Origin of the sequence: Thiopseudomonas denitrificans, assembly GCF_002866065.1 — a bacterium.
Lineage (GTDB): Bacteria > Pseudomonadota > Gammaproteobacteria > Pseudomonadales > Pseudomonadaceae > Thiopseudomonas > Thiopseudomonas denitrificans.
The window spans coordinates 441130-459023 of the sequence record NZ_LNJZ01000009.1; the positions used below are offsets into that span (position 1 = coordinate 441130).

Annotated in this window: 19 protein-coding genes and 1 tRNA gene; 3 read left to right on the forward strand and 17 right to left on the reverse strand. The window is 60.0% G+C overall.

Annotated features, from left to right (window positions below):
- The first annotated feature begins 2 nt into the window (after positions 1-2).
- Positions 3-1019, forward strand: a complete 1017-nt coding sequence (gene sppA, locus AR306_RS11250) for a signal peptide peptidase SppA (protein WP_101497650.1) — start codon at positions 3-5, stop codon at positions 1017-1019.
- Between the two features lie 143 nt (positions 1020-1162).
- Here the strand turns inward: sppA and AR306_RS11255 are convergent, their stop codons facing one another.
- The 15 genes from AR306_RS11255 to aspS all read right to left on the reverse strand — a co-directional run bounded on the left by AR306_RS11255 (position 1163) and on the right by aspS (position 13484).
- Entirely contained in the window at positions 1163-1411 is a 249-nt protein-coding gene (locus tag AR306_RS11255) for a hypothetical protein (protein WP_101497651.1), read from the reverse strand.
- Positions 1412-1714: 303 nt separating this feature from the next.
- Positions 1715-2773: a quinolinate synthase NadA gene (gene nadA / locus AR306_RS11260; protein ID WP_101497652.1), complete on the reverse strand. Its 1059-nt coding sequence runs from the start codon at positions 2771-2773 to the stop codon at positions 1715-1717.
- Positions 2774-2861: 88 nt separating this feature from the next.
- A tRNA-Lys gene (locus tag AR306_RS11265) sits at positions 2862-2936 on the reverse strand.
- 80 nt (positions 2937-3016) lie between these two features.
- Positions 3017-3727, reverse strand: coding sequence for a tol-pal system protein YbgF (ybgF, locus tag AR306_RS11270; protein ID WP_101497653.1), 711 nt, complete (start codon positions 3725-3727; stop codon positions 3017-3019).
- A 4-nt stretch (positions 3728-3731) separates the two neighbouring features.
- Positions 3732-4238 carry a peptidoglycan-associated lipoprotein Pal gene (gene pal / locus AR306_RS11275; protein ID WP_101497654.1) on the reverse strand — a complete coding sequence of 169 codons (507 nt, stop codon included), beginning with the start codon at positions 4236-4238 and terminating at the stop codon, positions 3732-3734.
- Between the two features lie 54 nt (positions 4239-4292).
- Complete coding sequence (gene tolB / locus AR306_RS11280; RefSeq protein ID WP_407071216.1) at positions 4293-5582, reverse strand: Tol-Pal system beta propeller repeat protein TolB; 1290 nt, start codon at positions 5580-5582, stop codon at positions 4293-4295.
- A 5-nt stretch (positions 5583-5587) separates the two neighbouring features.
- On the reverse strand, positions 5588-6664 hold the full coding sequence (tolA, locus tag AR306_RS11285; RefSeq protein ID WP_101497656.1) for a cell envelope integrity protein TolA: 1077 nt from the start codon (positions 6662-6664) through the stop codon (positions 5588-5590).
- Positions 6664-7116 (reverse strand): protein TolR, encoded by a 453-nt coding sequence (tolR, locus tag AR306_RS11290; RefSeq protein ID WP_101497657.1) that lies wholly within the window; start codon positions 7114-7116, stop codon positions 6664-6666. The genes tolA and tolR overlap by 1 nt, the downstream gene beginning before the upstream one ends.
- A gap of 14 nt (positions 7117-7130) precedes the next feature.
- Complete coding sequence (gene tolQ / locus AR306_RS11295; RefSeq protein ID WP_101498015.1) at positions 7131-7796, reverse strand: protein TolQ; 666 nt, start codon at positions 7794-7796, stop codon at positions 7131-7133.
- 35 nt (positions 7797-7831) lie between these two features.
- A complete protein-coding gene (gene ybgC, locus AR306_RS11300) occupies positions 7832-8251 on the reverse strand; it encodes a tol-pal system-associated acyl-CoA thioesterase (RefSeq protein WP_101497658.1) in 420 nt (139 codons plus the stop codon).
- Positions 8232-9287, reverse strand: coding sequence for a Holliday junction branch migration DNA helicase RuvB (gene ruvB / locus AR306_RS11305; protein WP_101497659.1), 1056 nt, complete (start codon positions 9285-9287; stop codon positions 8232-8234). Before ruvB ends, ybgC begins: the two co-directional genes overlap by 20 nt.
- A 21-nt stretch (positions 9288-9308) precedes the next feature.
- Entirely contained in the window at positions 9309-9923 is a 615-nt protein-coding gene (ruvA, locus tag AR306_RS11310) for a Holliday junction branch migration protein RuvA (protein ID WP_101497660.1), read from the reverse strand.
- A complete protein-coding gene (gene ruvC / locus AR306_RS11315; protein ID WP_101497661.1) occupies positions 9920-10471 on the reverse strand; it encodes a crossover junction endodeoxyribonuclease RuvC in 552 nt (183 codons plus the stop codon). The genes ruvA and ruvC overlap by 4 nt, the downstream gene beginning before the upstream one ends.
- Positions 10472-10672: 201 nt before the next feature.
- Positions 10673-11416, reverse strand: coding sequence for a YebC/PmpR family DNA-binding transcriptional regulator (locus tag AR306_RS11320; RefSeq protein ID WP_101497662.1), 744 nt, complete (start codon positions 11414-11416; stop codon positions 10673-10675).
- A 289-nt stretch (positions 11417-11705) separates the two neighbouring features.
- Positions 11706-13484: an aspartate--tRNA ligase gene (gene aspS / locus AR306_RS11325; protein WP_101497663.1), complete on the reverse strand. Its 1779-nt coding sequence runs from the start codon at positions 13482-13484 to the stop codon at positions 11706-11708.
- A 411-nt stretch (positions 13485-13895) separates the two neighbouring features.
- Here aspS and AR306_RS13750 point away from each other — a divergent pair, with 411 nt between their 5' ends.
- Together AR306_RS13750 and AR306_RS11335 are read left to right on the forward strand one after the other, a co-directional pair.
- On the forward strand, positions 13896-14339 hold the full coding sequence (locus AR306_RS13750; protein WP_407071211.1) for a cold-shock protein: 444 nt from the start codon (positions 13896-13898) through the stop codon (positions 14337-14339).
- A 338-nt stretch (positions 14340-14677) separates the two neighbouring features.
- A complete protein-coding gene (locus AR306_RS11335; RefSeq protein ID WP_101498016.1) occupies positions 14678-15967 on the forward strand; it encodes a Glu/Leu/Phe/Val family dehydrogenase in 1290 nt (429 codons plus the stop codon).
- Positions 15968-16159: 192 nt separating this feature from the next.
- Here AR306_RS11335 and ribD read toward each other — a convergent pair whose 3' ends face one another.
- Together ribD and nrdR are read right to left on the reverse strand one after the other, a co-directional pair.
- Positions 16160-17260: a bifunctional diaminohydroxyphosphoribosylaminopyrimidine deaminase/5-amino-6-(5-phosphoribosylamino)uracil reductase RibD gene (ribD, locus tag AR306_RS11340; RefSeq protein WP_101497664.1), complete on the reverse strand. Its 1101-nt coding sequence runs from the start codon at positions 17258-17260 to the stop codon at positions 16160-16162.
- Positions 17257-17721, reverse strand: coding sequence for a transcriptional regulator NrdR (gene nrdR / locus AR306_RS11345; protein ID WP_101497665.1), 465 nt, complete (start codon positions 17719-17721; stop codon positions 17257-17259). The genes ribD and nrdR overlap by 4 nt, the downstream gene beginning before the upstream one ends.
- Positions 17722-17894: the final 173 nt, after the last annotated feature.

Here is a 17894-nt window from a genome sequence, read left to right on the forward strand (position 1 = left end):
TCATGACCGATCCCTGGAAAGAAACAGCAGACAATACCCACCCCGTCAATGCCGGCAATCCGGCCGGGCGCCCGACGGACGACAAGGCCTGGAAGTTGCTGGAAAAGGCTGTACTGGCCGGCGTACAGGAGCAGCGCCGTAGCCGCCGCTGGGGCATTTTCTTCAAATCCCTGACATTTCTGTACCTGTTTGGCGCCATCTTCCTGTTCGGCTCCGCCTTCAATACGGAAATCAAGGGCGGCAGTGACGCCCACACCGCCGTGATTGAAGTGCGCGGCATGATTGCCGACCAGGAAAACGCCAGCGCTGACAAGATCATCAGCGCCCTGCGCAATGCATTCGAAGACAAAGGTACCCGTGGCGTAGTCCTGCGCATCAACAGCCCCGGCGGCAGCCCGGTCCAGTCAGGCTACATCTATGATGAAATCAAGCGTTTGCGCCTGCTCTATCCGGCCGTTCCGGTGTATGCGGTGATCACCGACCTGGGCGCTTCCGGTGCCTATTACATTGCCAGTGCCGCAGATCGCATCTACGCCGACAAGGCCAGTCTGGTCGGTTCGATCGGCGTCACCGCCGCCAGTTTCGGTTTTGTCGACACTCTGGAGAAGCTCGGCATCGAGCGTCGTGTCTACACCTCCGGTGAACACAAGGCGTTTCTGGACCCATTCCAGCCACGCAAGGACAGCGAAACCGAGTTCTGGCAATCGGTACTGGCCACCACTCACCAGCAGTTCATCGACAGCGTAAAGAAAGGCCGTGGCGAGCGCCTGAAGGATCGGCAACACCCCGAGCTGTTTTCCGGCCTGATCTGGTCGGGCGAACAGGCACTGGAACTGGGCCTGATCGATGCGCTGGGCAGCACCAGCATGGTGGCCCGCGATGTCATCGGGCACAGCAATCTGGTGGACTTCACAGTCGAGGATTCGCCCTTTGACCGCTTTGCCAAGCGCTTCGGGGCCAGTGTGGCTGAACAGCTGGCCATCAGGCTGGGGCTGCAACAAACGCAACAATTACGCTGACTTGTGACAATAACGCACTAAACTGTAGGTGCGAATTCATTCGCACATGACTCCTGCTCCGGTGTGGCCGGATCTGCAGTTGTTCGAATAAATTCGAACCTACAGGGGCGATAAGGCCGTTATTTTACTTAAGCTGATTATGCTCAGAAACGCGCACCCAGCCGCAGGTACCAGGCTCTACCGTTATACCCGCCGTATGCGAGTGGCGCACGCAGGTTTTCGGCGGCCATGCCGGCCAGTTGGTGCAGGGTACGGATGGACTGCTCACGCTCTGCCACCCACACCAGAGAAAACAGCAAGGCACCGGACAAGGCCAGCCCGGCAATAGAGCCAAACCCCATTAACACGGTCAGTTTGTTGCGTATCGACAGGCGATTAAACAGCTTTTTCATGGCACGGCACTCTCCTGAGTGCCGTGCCGGCAAGCAGCCGGGCATGCACCAAGGCCCGGGGTTCTCTGCAATTACCGCAGTGGACGATCACTGAATGTAGCAAATTGCCTGCAGGACCAGAACCCGGGCTCCTTAGACTTTTGCACGATAAAAACTGGCTATTCGCCACTGTGAGCGATTTTGTTGATCCCGGGTACTTGACGATCCGTTGCATCCACGCAAAACCAGTCAGCCGGGCCGGCCACCTTGCGCCGCCGATAAAAAAACCTTGCCGAAGCAAGGTCTTTTTATCGATGAAAATGGTCAGGCGTTACCGGTGACTGCCATGCGGGCGGCGCTGGTAAAGTCAAGCATCCGCTGTAGCGGCTTGACCGCCTTGGGCACCAGGGCCGGATCGACCAATACTTCGTTGCTGCCAGTCTGCAGGCTATGCAGCAGGGCCTCCAGGGTATTCATCGCCATCCACGGGCAACTGGCGCAGCTGCGGCAACTCGCACCCTCGCCTGCCGTTGGTGCCTCGATGAAGGTTTTACCCGGGCTCAGTTGCTGCATCTTGTAGAAGATGCCCTTGTCGGTGGCAACGATAAATGTCTGCTGCTCCATTTCCTGTGAAGCCCGGATCAGCTGGCTGGTGGAACCGACCACATCGGCCAGCTCGATCACCGCTTCGGGTGATTCCGGATGCACCAGCACCACGGCTTCCGGATACAGTGCCATCATGTCTTCCAGTTGCTGGGTCTTGAACTCTTCGTGAACGATGCAGGCACCATCCCAGAGCAGCATGTCGGCACCGGTTTCACGCTGGATGTAACGACCCAGATGCTTGTCCGGACCCCAGATGATCTTTTCGCCGTTGTCCATCAGGCTCTCGACGATTTCCAGGGCACAGCTGGAGGTCACCACCCAGTCGGCACGCGCCTTGACCGCTGCAGAGGTGTTGGCATACACCACCACCGTACGCTCGGGGTGCTGGTCACAGAACGCGGAAAACTCCTGTACCGGGCAGCCCAGATCGAGTGAGCAGGTCGCCTCCAGGGTCGGCATCAGGATACGTTTTTCCGGACTGAGGATCTTGGCCGTCTCACCCATGAAACGGACACCGGCCACCACCAGGGTCTGCGCCTTGTGGTCACGGCCGAAACGGGCCATTTCCAGCGAGTCGGCTACACAGCCGCCGGTTTTTTCCGCCAGCTCCTGCAGTACCGGATCGCAATAGTAGTGGGCAACCAGAACGGCGTTCTGACGTTCCAGCTCGGCGCTGATCTGTTCAAAGTAGGCGGCTTGTTGCTCGGCAGTCAGCGGCTTGATCTGCTTGGCCGCGAGGTGTGCTTGAACCAAGATGCGTTCAGCAATCTGTGTCATCGTTATGCAATTCCCAAAAGCAGCGGAGGCGCAACCTTATCAAGTGTTGCCTGCGCATGCAAAGCACCCTTGCAGTACTGAAAGGAAATGGTGGGTCGTGCGGGGTTCGAACCTGCGACCAATTGGTTAAAAGCCAACTGCTCTACCACTGAGCTAACGACCCGTAAGGGTGGCAAATGATACGCAATTTTTCGCTCATTTCAAGCAAAAAATCCTGCCATTCCATTTGCCGGCAAACATCCGTCACTGGATGCGCTGCAGATCCTGGCGGGCCAGATTGGCAGCAGAGCTGTCGGGAAACTGGCTGATGACCTGACGATACAGGGCTTCGGCACGTTCATAACGCCCGAGACGTTGCTCGACAACGGCCAGCTTGTAGGTCGAGTCAGGAACCTTGGCATGCTGTGGCCAGTCTTCAATAACCGTGGCAAAAGCCTTGCCGGCTGCCTGCAGGTCATTTTTCACCAGACCGATTTCACCCAGCCAGTAGTGGGCATTGGCAGCATACTTGCCTTGCGGATAGCGGCCCAGGAATGCGGTAAACGCCTGCTGGGCACGATCGAAGTCGCGGGCCTGGATCAGGCTGTAGGCTGCTTCGTAAAACTGTTGTTCTTTGGCCGGATCGCCCGCTGCGGTTGCGGGTTGCTGCTGTGCACCGTTTTCATCCGGGGACAGCCCGGAGCCGGCAGCAGCTGTATCAGCGGCAGAGCCGTTACCCTGGCTGATGCGGCTGTCAAGCGCCTGGAAGCGGTCTTTGCTGTCCTCTTCCAGGCGGTTGATGCGGTTTTGCTGTTCTTCAACCATGCCGCGCAATGCAGCAATCTCTTGCTGCATTTGCTGCAATTGCATGAACAGCTGACCCTGAGCAGACAGTCCTGCGCCATCATTGGCAGACACACCGGAACAAACGGCCAGTGACAGAATGGCAAGCAGGGCAGGAACTGTCTTTCTCATGGTCTTAGTCGCGCAGCTCTACACGACGGTTCTGGGCCCAGTCGAACTCGGTGTGACCACCAGCAACCGGACGCTCCTCACCGTAGGAGACCAGCTCCAGCTGTGCCGGAGATACGCCCTGCAGCACCAGGTAGCGCTGAACAGCCTTGGCACGACGCTCGCCCAGAGCCATGTTGTACTCGCGGGTGCCGCGCTCGTCGGTGTGGCCTTCCAGCACGACACGCTTGCCGCTGCCTTGCAGGTCACGGGCATGAACGTCCAGGGCACGCATGGCGTCCTGCTTCAGGTCGGAGCTGTCGAACTCGAAGTAGAAGGTCTTGATTGCACGCAGTGCGGCTTCGCTGCTGCTGTCGAACTCGCTACCGTAGCTGGAGCCCTGACCAGCAGTCATGCCGGCGTTTGGATCCAGGGTCTCGTTGCCAGCGGTGTCGCCACCTTTGGAAGTACAGCCTACTGCAAACAGCAGAGCCAGTGACAGGGCAGTCAGCTTGCCATATTTCATTGTTACCATTTGTTTTAAAGCTCCAACGCTAGGTTGATGATTAAGTTTCGGATTGGCGATTCATCAGTTTAAAAAAGGCGACCATGAAGGCTCACGAATCTCCCCTTCAATGCCGGGCAATACGGTTCTCACCCGTCCATTGAGCGAGGTCAGCATCAGCACTCCTTTACCCTGTTGACGCGTTGCATAGATTACCATGCTTCCATTGGGCGCAACAGTGGGCGACTCGTCCAGACTGGTGTCGGAAAGAATGCGCAACGTACCGCGCTGCAGGTCCTGGGCTGCCACCTTGAACACCTTGTAACCGTCCTGGCGATGAATCATGACCAGGGTCTTCTCGTCAGCGGACAGTTTGGGATTGGCATTGTAGTTGCCGCTAAAGGTAACCCGCTGTGCCTCACCACCATTGATGCTGGCGCGGTAGATCTGGGGTCTGCCGGAGCGGTCCGAGGTGAAGTAGAGCGTATGACCATCCTTGCCCCAGAAAGGTTCGGTATCAATTGCCATGTGGTTGGTTACCCGGCGCACCTGGCGGCTGGCCATTTCCATTACATAGATTTCCGGGTTGCCGTCCTTGGACAGGACAAAGGCCAGTTTGCTGCTGTCCGGTGACCAGGCCGGCGCACCGTTGAGGCCTTCAAAATTGGTGACCTGCTCGCGCTGTCCGGTTTCCACCTGCTGCACATAGATGCGCGGGCGTTTCTGCTCGAACGACACATAGGCAATGCGCTGGCCGTCTGGTGCATAGGTCGGCGACAGAATCGGCTCACGGGATTGCAGCAGGGTCACCGCCCGGGCACCGTCATAATCGGCACGGTACAGGGTATAGCGGCGGTCACTGACCGGGCCGGATGCAGTGACAAACAGCAACCGGGTGGAAAATGCCCCCTTGATGCCGGTGATCTTCTCGTGGGCCTGGTCGGCAATATGGTGCGCCAGGTCGCGCAACTGTTGCACCGTGCCGGTGACAGTACCGGCATGCACCTGCTGCTCGCTGGTCACGTTAAGCAGGTGATAGCGGATCTGCACGCGGCCATCAGCCTGGCTTGCCATCTCGCCGATCAGCAGGTACTGGGCACCCACTGCACGCCAGTCACGGTAGATGATCTCGTCGGGGCGGGCCGGCATGCTGATCATGTGCTCGCGTGCCAACGGGTTGAAAAAGCCGGAATTATGCAGGTCGTTGCCGATGATGCGGGCCGGATCCTCGGGCAGGCTGGCTGCACCGGAAAGGCCGAACGGCACCACCGCTATCGGAATGGCACGATCGGTACCACGGGTGATGACCAGCGGATCAGCGGCAAAAACCGTCCCGGCAGCCATCGCCAGACAGGCGATCAATAGGCGTATCATGATTTTCACTGACTCAAGTCCTCCGGCCTGAAGGCCATGCTGCGTTTACGGTAAAAACGTTCATAGGTGGCGCGGTCGAGATTCTGGATCTCGCGCACCCGCGCGACGTTCCTGACTGCCGCCAGCGCCGAGTTGTCGAACGCGGCATTGCCGCTGCTGCGTGCCACCGCCACCCGGCTGATGGTGCCATCGGCCAGAAACTCCACGTCCAGCACCACCTGCATGCCGTTGCGGGCCGCATCCGGGCGGCTCCAGTTCTGGCTGACCAGCTGGATGATCAGGTCGTCCAGCCGTGCCGCCTGCTGTTCGCCCTGGCGGTCGGCCACGCTACTCTGGAACTGTGGCTCGCCATCGCCCAGCAGTTCGGCCAGCGCAGCGGCGGTGCGATCTTCCTGCGCCTTGCGCTCGGCGGCGCGGGCCTTCTCTGCTGCCACCTTGGCCGCCTGTTCGGCTTCACGCTTTTTCTTCTCTGCCTCGGCTTTCTGGCGGGCCTGCTCGGCGGCTCTTTTCTTTTCTTCTTCAGCCTTCTTGCGTTCGGCTTCAGCTTTTTTCTTCGCTTCCTCGGCCTTTTTCTTCTCGGCCTCGGCTTTCTTCTTCGCTTCTTCCGCCGCCTTCAGGCGGGCCGCCTCGGCTTTCTGCAATTCTAGCTTCTTCTGTTCGGCCGCTTTCTGTTCGGCCAGCTTCTTCTGCTCGGCAGCCTTTTTCTCTTCAGCGGCTTTTTGTGCAGCCACTTTCTTCTGTTCTTCGGCTTTCTGCGCAGCTACCTTGCGCTCTTCCTCGGCCTTGCGGCGCGCGGCGGCTTCCTGTTCCTGCTCGCGCTTTTTCTGCTCCAGCTGCTCCTGTGCATAATCCTGCGTGCGGGTTTTCTCCGCCTCGCCGGCTATCTTTTGCGAAGTCTGGCTGGTTGCCATGTTCTGTGATTCGAGCTGGTACAGGGTAGCCTTGACAATGGGCCGTGAAGGCGGCAAGTCCGGCGTGCTGGAAAAACTGACAAACAGCAGTGACAGCAGCACGACATGGATGAGGGCCGCCCAGATCACCGGCCAGAACAGCTTGTCCCGCGGATACGTCTGCCTGTCCATCAGGGCGCCTCGGTGATCAGGCCCACATCGGTAACTCCGGCCTGCTGCAGACCGCCCATGGCCTGCATGACGCTGCCGTAATCAACGCTCTTGTCGGCCCGCACATAGACCTGCACCTGCTTGCCCTGCGTCCTGTTGGCCGCCAGCACCGCTGTGGCTGCCCGTATCATGTCGTCCAGCGCCACAGCGGTCTCGTCCACGCTTTCAACATCCACTTCAGTGCCGGTGGTCCAGTAATAGCTCTTGTCCGCCTTGATCGATACGGTGAGAATCACCGCGTCATTGTCCTGCGGCAGTACCTCGCTGGAGACCTGCGGCAGCTCGACCTTGACCCCCTGGTTGAGCATTGGCGCGGTCACCATGAAGATCACCAGCAGCACCAGCATCACGTCGATGTAAGGCACCACGTTCATTTCGGCGACAGGTTTTCTGCGATTGCGTATGCGGGCCATGTCCGTACTCCCGCTCAGTTCTTGGCGTGCACGGTACGGTGCAGGATCGCGTGCAGCTCGTCGGCAAAGGTGTAGTAACGGGCAATCAGCACTTCACTGCGGGCGGCAAAGCGGTTGTAGGCAACCACCGCCGGAATGGCGGCAAACAGGCCGATGGCAGTGGCAATCAGCGCTTCGGCAATGCCCGGCGCAACCGTGGCCAGAGTGGCCTGCTGCACCTGGGCCAGACCGCGAAACGAGTTCATGATGCCCCAGACGGTACCAAACAGGCCGACATAGGGACTGGTCGAGCCGACCGTGGCCAGGAACGGCAGGTTCTGTTCAAGGTGTTCCTCCTCGCGGGAGATGGCCACGCGCATGGCTCGGGCCACTGCGTCCATGATGGCATCCGGCTGCATGCCGGGCTGCTGGCGCAAACGGGAGAACTCCTTGAACCCGGCCTGAAAGATGCGCTCTGAACCGGTCAGGTCCTGCTTGCCGCTGACCTCGCGATACAGGCGGGACAGGTCGACGCCGGACCAGAAGCGCTCCTCGAACTGCTCCAGCCCTTTCTTGGCGGTGCCCAGCGTGGTGCTGCGCTGAAAGATGATGATCCAGGAAATGATCGAGGCCAGCAGCAGGCTCAACATGACCAGCTGGACCAGCAGGCTGGCATTGCTGACCAGGCTCCACATTGACATTGAATCGGCTTGATTGGCGCCCACAAAGGCCTCCCTTAAGGCAAAAGATCATTCTGAAAGGTTGCATGCAATACGGCCGGCATTGCCACGGGTCTGAAACTGTCGGCAGCAACACTGGCAATGGTGAAACGGCCTTCGCATAGCAACCGGTCATCACCATGGCGGCGCACCTGCTGAACGAATTCCAGCCGGGCCTTGCCCAGTTTTTCCACCTGCGCCGTGACCCGCAATTCGTCATCCAGCCGCGCCGGCGCATGATAGCGGGTTTGCGCACTGTGTACGACAAAAAGCAGGTTTTGCGCGGCCAGTTCGTGCTGGCTGTAACCCAGCGCACGCAGGCGTTCGGTGCGTGCCCTTTCCATATATTTCAGGTAGTTGACGTAATACACCACGCCACCGGCATCGGTGTCCTCGTAGTAGACACGACAAGGCCAGCTAAATTCCGTTGCTGTCATCAAAGATGTCCTGCTGATCAGGTTGATTTTGATCGCGCGGCACCGGCAGGCCGAAATGCAGCCAGGCATGGCGGGTTACCACCCGGCCGCGGGGTGTGCGCATGATGTAGCCCTGCTGGATCAGGTAGGGCTCCAGCACGTCTTCGATGGTATGCCGCTCTTCGCTGATGGCAGCGGCCAGGTTGTCCAGGCCGACCGGTCCGCCATCGAATTTTTCCATCATGGTCAGCAGCAGGCGGCGGTCCTGGTGGTCCAGCCCCAGCTCGTCGACATCCAGCATGTTCAGCGCCTGGTCGGCAATTGCCCGGCTAATCTCGCCGGTGCCGCGCACCTGGGCGAAGTCGCGCACCCGGCGCAGCAGACGGTTGGCGATACGGGGCGTGCCACGCGAGCGGCGGGCAATCTCGAAGGCACCCTCAGGATCAATCGGCATGCCGAGGATGCCGGCAGCACGCTCGACAATCCGGCTCAGGTCGCCATGACTGTAGAACTCCAGCCGCTGCACGATGCCGAAACGGTCACGCAGCGGGTTGGTCAGCATGCCGGCCCGGGTGGTGGCACCGACCAGGGTAAAGGGTGGCAGGTCGAGCTTGATCGAACGCGCTGCCGGGCCTTCACCGATCATGATATCAAGCTGAAAGTCCTCCATCGCCGGATACAACACCTCCTCCACCACAGGTGGCAGGCGGTGAATCTCGTCAATGAACAGCACATCCCCTTCATTCAGGTTGGTCAGCAGCGCGGCCAGATCCCCTGCCCGCTCCAGCACCGGACCCGACGTGCTCTTCAGCGATACGCCCATCTCGGTGGCGATGATGTTGGCCAATGTAGTCTTGCCCAGCCCCGGCGGGCCGAAGATCAGCGTATGGTCCAGTGCTTCATTGCGTTGCCGGGCAGCCTGCATGAACAGGCCCATCTGGTCGCGCACCACCGGCTGGCCGATGTATTCCTCGAGACTGAGCGGGCGGATGGCGCGATCAAACTGCTCTTCGCGCTCTTTGGCGGTGCCCGAGATCAGGCGGTCGGCTTCAATCATGACAGGTACCGGAAAAATGAATTACTGGCCAAGCCCGCGCAGGGCCAGGCGGATCAGGTCTTCGCTGCGCAGGTCATCGGCATATACGGCACGCACTGCACGGCTGGCCTCGGCCGGCTTGAAGCCGAGGCTGACCAGCGCACTGACGGCATCCTGCTCGGCACCCGCACCCGCACCGGCCTGCGCCGTAGCCGCCTCGGCCGGCAGGCTGATGCCGGAGAGGGTTACATCCCAGTCCTTGAATTTGCCCTTGAGTTCGACCAGCAGACGCTCGGCGGTTTTCTTGCCCACACCCGGCACCTTCATCAACCGGGCGGTATCTTCGGCATGCACGCAACCGATCAGTTCATCGGCACTCATGCCGGACATCAGCGCCAGCGCCAGCTTGGGGCCGACACCGTTGAGGCGGATCAGCTCGCGAAACATCTGCCGGTCACGCTTGCAGTAAAAGCCGTACAACAGCTGGGCGTCCTCGCGCACCACCAGATGGGTGTGCAGTTCCAGCGGCTTGCCGGTTTCCGGCAGCTGGAACAACGTGCTCATGGGCACTTCCAGCTCATAACCGACGCCATTGACGTCGAGCGTGACAAAGGGCGGCTGCTTGTCGAGCAATGTACCGCGTAGAAAACCGATCATGAAAATCTTCCTTGTGGCAGGGCATCCAGGCGCAGACGACCACCGCGGGTGCGTGCTCCATTCAGGTCATGGGGAATCAGGGTCTGTCGGTGGTGAGCATGGCAGAGTGCCACGGCCAGCGCGTCGGAAGCATCGATTTGTGGCGTGCTGGTCAGCTTGAGCAGATGCATGACCATCATCTGCACCTGCTCCTTGGCGGCACGGCCGCTGCCGACCACCGCCGACTTGATCTGGGTGGCGCTGTACTCACTGACCGCCAGTCCGGCCCGGGTGCCGGCAACAATGGCCGCGCCACGGGCCTGTCCCAGCTTGAGTGCCGAGTCGGCATTGCGTGCCATGAATACCTGCTCGATACCCATCAATTCGGGCTGGTACAGCTCGATCACCTGGCTGACCCCGGCAAACACCGCATCCAGCCGCTCGGCCAGTTCTCCGCTGCCGGTCCGGATACAGCCTGAAGCGACGTACTCGCAACCGCGCCCGGTATCGCGTACCACGCCATAGCCTGTAATGCGCGAGCCGGGGTCGATGCCAAGGATCAGGGTCATGGAGAACTCTTGCTGGCCAACGTTAGTGGGGATACGGGCAAAGTAGCACAAAATACTGTGTATTCATACAGCTGAAATCCGTTCTGCCCCCACCACGTTCGCTATTTTCGGTCAAATGCAGTTACACCAGTCATCGTGACGTGCTGTGCGAATGAATTCGCACCTACAGCTGTGCAAGCCCCTTCGTACAGAGTCCGGGCCTTACAGCTGCTCCATGATCTCGTCAGGGATCTCGGCGTTGGAATAGACGTTCTGCACATCGTCCAGATCTTCCAGCGCGTCGATCAGCTTCATGATCTTCTGCGCGTTTTCCAGATCCAGTGCGGCGGTAGTGCTCGGGATCATGGTCACTTCCGCTTCTTCGGCATTGAAGCCGGCTTCTTTCAAGGCCTCGTTGACGCTGATGAAATCGGCAAAGCTGGTCAGCACCTCGGCAGAACCGTCATCGTTGACGACGATGTCATCGGCACCGGCTTCCAGCGCGGCATCCATCAGGGCTTCCTCGTCCACACCGGGCGCAAACAGGATCTGCCCCTTGCGCTCAAACAGGTAGGCGACCGAGCCGTCGGTACCCAGGTTGCCGCCGTGCTTGCTGAAGGCATGACGCACTTCGGCAGCGGTACGGTTGCGGTTGTCGGTCATGGCCTCGACATACACCGCCACGCCGGCAATACCGTAACCCTCATAGGACAGCTCTTCGACGTTGTCAGCATCGTTGGTGCCGGCACCCCGGGCAATGGCACGGTCAATCACGTCACGGCTCATATTGGCGCCCAGCGCCTTGTCCACCGCCAGACGCAGGCGCGGGTTATCGGCAACAATGCCGCCACCGGCCTTGGCGGCAACGGTCAGCTCACGGATTAGCTTGGTGAAGATCTTGCCGCGCTGCGCGTCCTGACGCGCCTTGCGGTGCTTGATATTGGCCCATTTGGAATGTCCAGCCATAACAGTTCCTCTTTGTCTCTTGAGATTTAATGTTGGCAAATACTCTGTGGGGCAAGCGCGAGATGACGAGAGCATTCTGCACGGTTGAATGCTGCGCCAACCAAATACAACCCCTTCACGCGACAGCAGCCCGGCAGCGCCGGGCCACCCCTTCACCCACAACACTCGGTGTATGGGGCGGGGGTCAGGCTGGCGAAAGCCTCAGCGAGCGTCTCGAAGCTTGCTTCGAGAGGTGAAGCGCAGCTTTAAGCCGGCCTGACCCCGCCCCGAGCACCCGCAAGGTAAAAAATCACCCTTCAGTTTTAGCCTGCTCGCGCAAACGGATATTCAGCTCGCGCAGCTGCCTGGCATCCACAGTCCCCGGCGCCTGGGTCATGACACAGGCCGCACTCTGGGTTTTCGGGAAGGCAATCACTTCACGGATCGAATTGGCACCGGTCATCAGCATCACCAGACGGTCCAGGCCGAAGGCCAGGCCACCATGGGGCGGCGCACCGTAACGCAGGGCATCAAGCAGGAAGCCGAACTTCTCTTTCTGCTCGGCCTCGTCAATGCCCAACACTTCGAATACCGTCTGCTGCATCTGCTTGTCGTGAATACGGATCGAGCCGCCACCCAATTCGGTACCGTTGAGCACCATGTCATAGGCACGGGACAACGCTGCACCCGGTGCGGCCTTCAGCTCGTCGGGGGTGCACTTGGGTGAAGTGAACGGGTGGTGCAATGCGCTCAGCGAGCCGTCGTCGTTTTCCTCGAACATCGGGAAATCCACCACCCATAGCGGTGCCCACTTGGCCGTCAGCAAGTTAAGGTCATGGCCCAGACGAATGCGCAGTGCACCCAGCGCATCACTGACCACCTGCGCCTTGTCGGCACCGAAGAACACGATATCGCCATCCACTGCACCAACACGGTCAAGAATGGTATTCAGATTGTCTTCGGGAATGAACTTGACGATCGGCGACTGCAGGCCTTCAGGGCCTTTGGCGCGCTCGTTAACCTTGATATAGGCGAGCCCCTTGGCACCGTACAGGCCGACATACTTGGTGTAGTCGTCGATCTGGCCACGTGGCATGGCGCCCTGGCCGGGCACACGCAGGGCGGCAACACGACCCTTCGGATCGTTGGCCGGTCCGCTGAACACCTTGAACTCCACGTCTTTGAGCTGGTCGGCAATGTCCACCAGTTCCAGCGGAATGCGCAGGTCGGGCTTGTCGGAGCCGAAGCGGCGCATGGCTTCTTCGTATGGCATGTGCGGGAACTCGCCCAGCTCCACATCCAGCACTTCCTTGAACAGGTTGCGGATCATGGTTTCGGTCAGACCCATGATGTCCGACTCGTCCATGAAGCTGGTCTCGATGTCGATCTGGGTGAACTCCGGCTGACGGTCGGCGCGCAGATCTTCGTCACGGAAGCACTTGGCAATCTGGTAGTAGCGGTCAAAGCCAGCCACCATCAGCAGTTGCTTGAACAGTTGCGGCGACTGCGGCAGGGCAAAGAAGCTGCCCTGGTGTGTGCGGCTCGGTACCAGATAGTCGCGCGCACCTTCCGGCGTGGCACGGGTCAGGATCGGGGTTTCCACATCGAGGAAGCCGTTATCATCGAGGAAACGGCGGATGCTGGAGCTGATGCGCGAGCGCAGTTTGAGCTTTTCGGCCATTTCCGGACGGCGCAGGTCGATGTAGCGGAAACGCAGGCGGGTTTCCTCACCCACATCGGAGTGCTCATCAAGCGGGAATGGCGGGGTGTCGGCCTGGCTGAGGATTTCCAGACCGGTGGCAATCACTTCGATCTCGCCACTGGCCAGGTTCGGGTTGGTTGCACCATCAGGGCGGCGACGCACCACACCGGTGGCCTTGACCACATATTCGCTGCGCACGCGGTCGGCCGTGGCAAAGGTATCGACGTTTTCCGGATTGAACACTACCTGCGCCAGACCTTCGCGGTCACGGATATCGAGGAAAATCACCCCGCCATGGTCGCGGCGACGGTGTACCCATCCGCACAGGGTGACAGTTTGACCTTCAAGGCCGGCGTTGAGGTGGCCGCAATAGTGGCTGCGCATCATGATCTTGTTCACTTCCCGGATTGTTCTGAAATTAAAGCGGTGACAGGCCCGGCACAAACAATAGCCAGCGGCGTGTCCGACCGGCCCAGCCGGTCATCCCGAAAACGGCAGATTATATAGCTTTCCATGCTCCACGACCATGCCTGACAATATTCAGGCATGGTCTGGCGATTTCAACGGCCCCGCCCGTTGAGCCTTCGTCCAAAAGCGGCAGTCCCGGCAAAAACCCGGCTCTCCATTTGAGTCGGATCAAGCTTTACGGTTTAATAGCCAGTCAGCCGCAACAGGGAGCCGGCGAGCCGTCGTCACGCCGCGCAGGCACTGGCGTTCCGCCACCATCCCTTCCTCTCGCTGCACCCGCAGCGCGGCCGAAACCAACGTTTTATTTATCTGTTAACGAGTTGAGCCACCATGTCAAAATCCCTGTGTTTTGTAACCTCATCACTTCTGGTTGCCGCCACCGCCGCTCAGGCCACCAGCCTTTTTGTCGACCTGCCTGTCTTGCCCGTGATCGGTCTGGCACTGACCGCTGCAGGCACCCTGTTTTATCTGCTTTCCGGGCGACCAGGCCCCACACCACAGGCTGCCGGGCGCAGCACCGACTATCCTGCAGAACCCATTGCCGCCGGTGCCTACCATGATGCCGAGCGCGAAACCGGTACCGTCAAATGGTTCAACACAACCAAGGGCTTCGGCTTCATCTCCCGCGATAACGGCGATGACATCTTTGTTCACTTCCGCGCCATCAGAGGCGAAGGCCATCGTGTACTCAGCGAAGGCCAGCGCGTCGAATACAATGTGGTGGCCCGGGAAAAAGGACTGCAAGCCGAAGACGTGATCGACATTTCAGCCTGATCACTGCGCCAGCCGGATACAACCATGCTCCGGCTGGCGCTTTTCCGCACCTGTCTCGCCCCCACCGCTTCGCTCGCCCTCTTAGAGCTTGCGTGCAACCAGCTGAAAAACAAAAACTTTCAGTCCCGCAAAAACCAGCCTCACCCCCGTTTGTGACAGCCTGCCACGGCGCCACCAGCCCTGCCCGATCCGCAAGAAAATACCCAAACCGGGCAATTGTGCTTAGAATGGCACGTTTGCACGCAGCCTGTATCCGGCCCGGTCACCAGCCTGCCGGCGGCATCCTGCAGGCAAATCTGCTTGATAACTGCTTTTATAAAAACTACAACGGTGTGAGCATGACACAACAATCCAATTCCTATATTCCTTCCTATCTCAACGCTGAAGACCCCGGCCCATGGGGTATTTTCTTGCAACAGGTCGACCGTGTCGAACCCTACCTGGGCGAGCTGGGCAAGTGGGTCGGCACCCTCAAGCATCCGGAAAAAATCCTGGTCGTCGATGTGCCGGTACGTCTGGACGACGGCAGTATTGCCCACTTTGAAGGCTACCGCGTCCAGCACAGCCTCAACTGCGGCCCGGGCAAGGGCGGTATCCGCTACCACCAGGATGTCACCCTGTCGGAAGTCATGGCGCTGTCAGCCTGGATGTCGATCAAGACCGCCGTGGTCGGCCTGCCCTACGGCGGCGCCAAGGGCGGCATTCGCTTCAATCCCCGTGATTACTCGAAGTCGGAAGTAGAGCGCATCACCCGCCGCTACATCAACGAAATCAGCGACTTCATCGGCGTGGAAAAAGACATTCCCGGGCCTGACGTCAATACCAACGCCCAGACCATGGCCTGGATGATGGACACCTACTCCATGAACGCCGGAAAGGACTGCCCCGGTATCGTCACCGGCAAGCCGATCGCCATTGGCGGCAGCCTGGGCCGGGTGGAAGCGACCGGCCGCGGCGTGTTCATTGTCGGAGCCGCCGCCGCACAGGATGCAGGACTTGATTTATGTGGTGCCCGCATCTGCATCCAGGGTTTTGGCAATGTCGGCAGCACCGCTGCCCGCCTGTTCACCGAAGCCGGCGCCCGGGTGATTGCCGTGCAGGATCACACCGGCTCGGTTTACAACCCCGACGGCCTGCAGATTGATGCACTGATCGAACATGTAGCAGCCCACGGTGGCGTAGCCGGCAAACCCAATGTACAGAACATCAGCAACGACGAGTTCTGGGAAGTTCAGTCCGACATCCTGATTCCCGCCGCACTGGAAGGCCAGATCCACCAGGGCAACGCCGGCAGAATCCGCACCCGCATCATTGTCGAAGGAGCCAACGGTCCTACTACTCCGGAAGCCGATGACATCCTCGCCAACAGCGGCATCATCATTGTTCCCGACGTGCTGGCCAATGCCGGCGGCGTCACCGTCAGCTACTTCGAGTGGGTACAGAATTCGGCAAATTTCTACTGGAGCGAGGAAGAAATCAACCAGCGCCTGGAGACCATCATGGACAATGCCTACAAAACGCTGTCGGCAACTGCCAGCGAACACCGGGTCACCCTGCGCACGGCCGCCTTCATCACCGCCTGCACCCGCATCCTGCAGGTCCGCGAACTGAGGGGCCTGTATCCCTGATATTGGCCGGCATTCGGCATGTAGCACTGCAGGTCCGGATTTATCCGGACAAAGCCCGGCAAGGCCGGGCAACAATGACATGTGCGAATAAATTCGCACCTACAGCGATCCCTGCACAACTGTAGGTCCGGATTTATCCGGACAAAGCCCGGCAAGGCCGGGCAACAATGACATGTGCGAATGAATTCGCACCTACAGGCGACAGCTGATCCGCCAGTCGGCACCCACCGCGCGGATATCGGCAATCTGCAGATCCACCGCTTGCGCCATCCGCAGCAGGGGCAGATCAAACAGGGGCCTGGCATCGCTGCCCAGCAGTTTCGGTGCCATGTAGACCACCAGCTCATCCAGCAAACCGGCCTGCAAAAAAGCACCTGCCAGCCGGGCGCCAGCCTCGACCAGCACTTCGTTGGCCTGATGTTCCTGTGCCAGCTTCAGCAGCAACGCATGCAAATCGACATGCCCTTCCCTTTCCGGCAGCAGCAGCAACCCCGCCTGTTCCGGCAGCGGCTGTAGCGGTTGCCGCATGGCTGCCAGCCAGGCACCGGGCTCCCGATAGAATGCACAGTCAAAGGGCACCCGCCCACGCCCGTCCACCAATACCCGCATTGGCGGACGTTGCAGAGCCAGCTGTTTCTGCACTTCGGGCAATTCCAGCTGCCCGGCCCTGACGGTCAGTCGCGCATCATCCAGCAACACCGTATCGGCACCGCTCACCACCACGCTGCTGCGTGCCCGCAGCCGCTGCACGTCGGCCCGCGCAGCCGGCCCGGTGATCCACTGGCTTTCACCGCTGGCCATTGCCGTACGGCCATCCAGACTCATCGCCAGCTTGGCACTCACCCATGGCAAGCCGCTACGCATGCGTTTGACAAAGCCCCGGTTCAATTCCAGCGCCTGTTGTTGCAAGGCACCCTCCAGAACCTGAACCGCAATGCCGGCACTGCGCAATAGCTCAAGACCACGACCTGCCACCTGCGGGTTGGGGTCCTGCATTGCCGCCACCACCCGTACGACACCCGCATCCACCAGCGCCTGCGCACAGGGTGGCGTGCGCCCGTGATGGCTGCAGGGTTCCAGTGAAACGTAGGCCGTCGCACCACGGGCCAGTTCACCCGCAGCAGCCAGGGCGTGAACTTCGGCATGCGGAGTGCCCGCCATCCGGTGCCAGCCCTCACCGACAATACGGCCGTCCCTGACCAGCACACAGCCCACACGCGGGTTCGGATGGACGGAATACAACCCCTGCTCTGCCAGTTGCAAGGCTCGTGCCATGAATGCCTGGTCACTCATTCCTCAAGCGGCTCCCGCGACAGGCGGTCGATTTCTTCACGAAACTCGTTCAGGTCCTGGAACCGGCGATACACCGAGGCAAAGCGGATATAGGCCACTTCGTCCAGCTTGCGCAGCTCGTTCATCACCAGCTGGCCAGCCACCAGCGACTTGATTTCCCGCTCGCCGGTAGCGCGCAGCTTGCGCTTGATGTTGGCGACCGCCTCTTCCACCCGTTCGAGGCTGACAGGGCGTTTCTCCAGTGCCCGCATCATGCCGGCACGCAACTTGTTTTCGTCAAACGGCTGACGGCTGCCGTCCTGCTTGATCAGCCGCGGCAACTGCAATTCGGCGGTTTCGAAGGTGGTGAAACGCTCCCCGCACGAAATGCACTCGCGCCGCCTGCGCACCTGGTCACCATTGGTGACCAACCGCGAATCAACAACCTTGGTGTCATTGGCACCACAAAACGGGCAATACATGAGGGCAGCTCCTTCCGGGAATTTGATGGCAGTATGTTACCTCATCACCAGCGCGGGCCGCACACAATTACCCGGCAGATCCGTGCGGAATCAAGAAATCCGGCAGCCACCCTTTGCCGCCACTTGCCGTGCCACCTATAATGCCGGGTTTGTTTGATCACTCCAGCTACAGG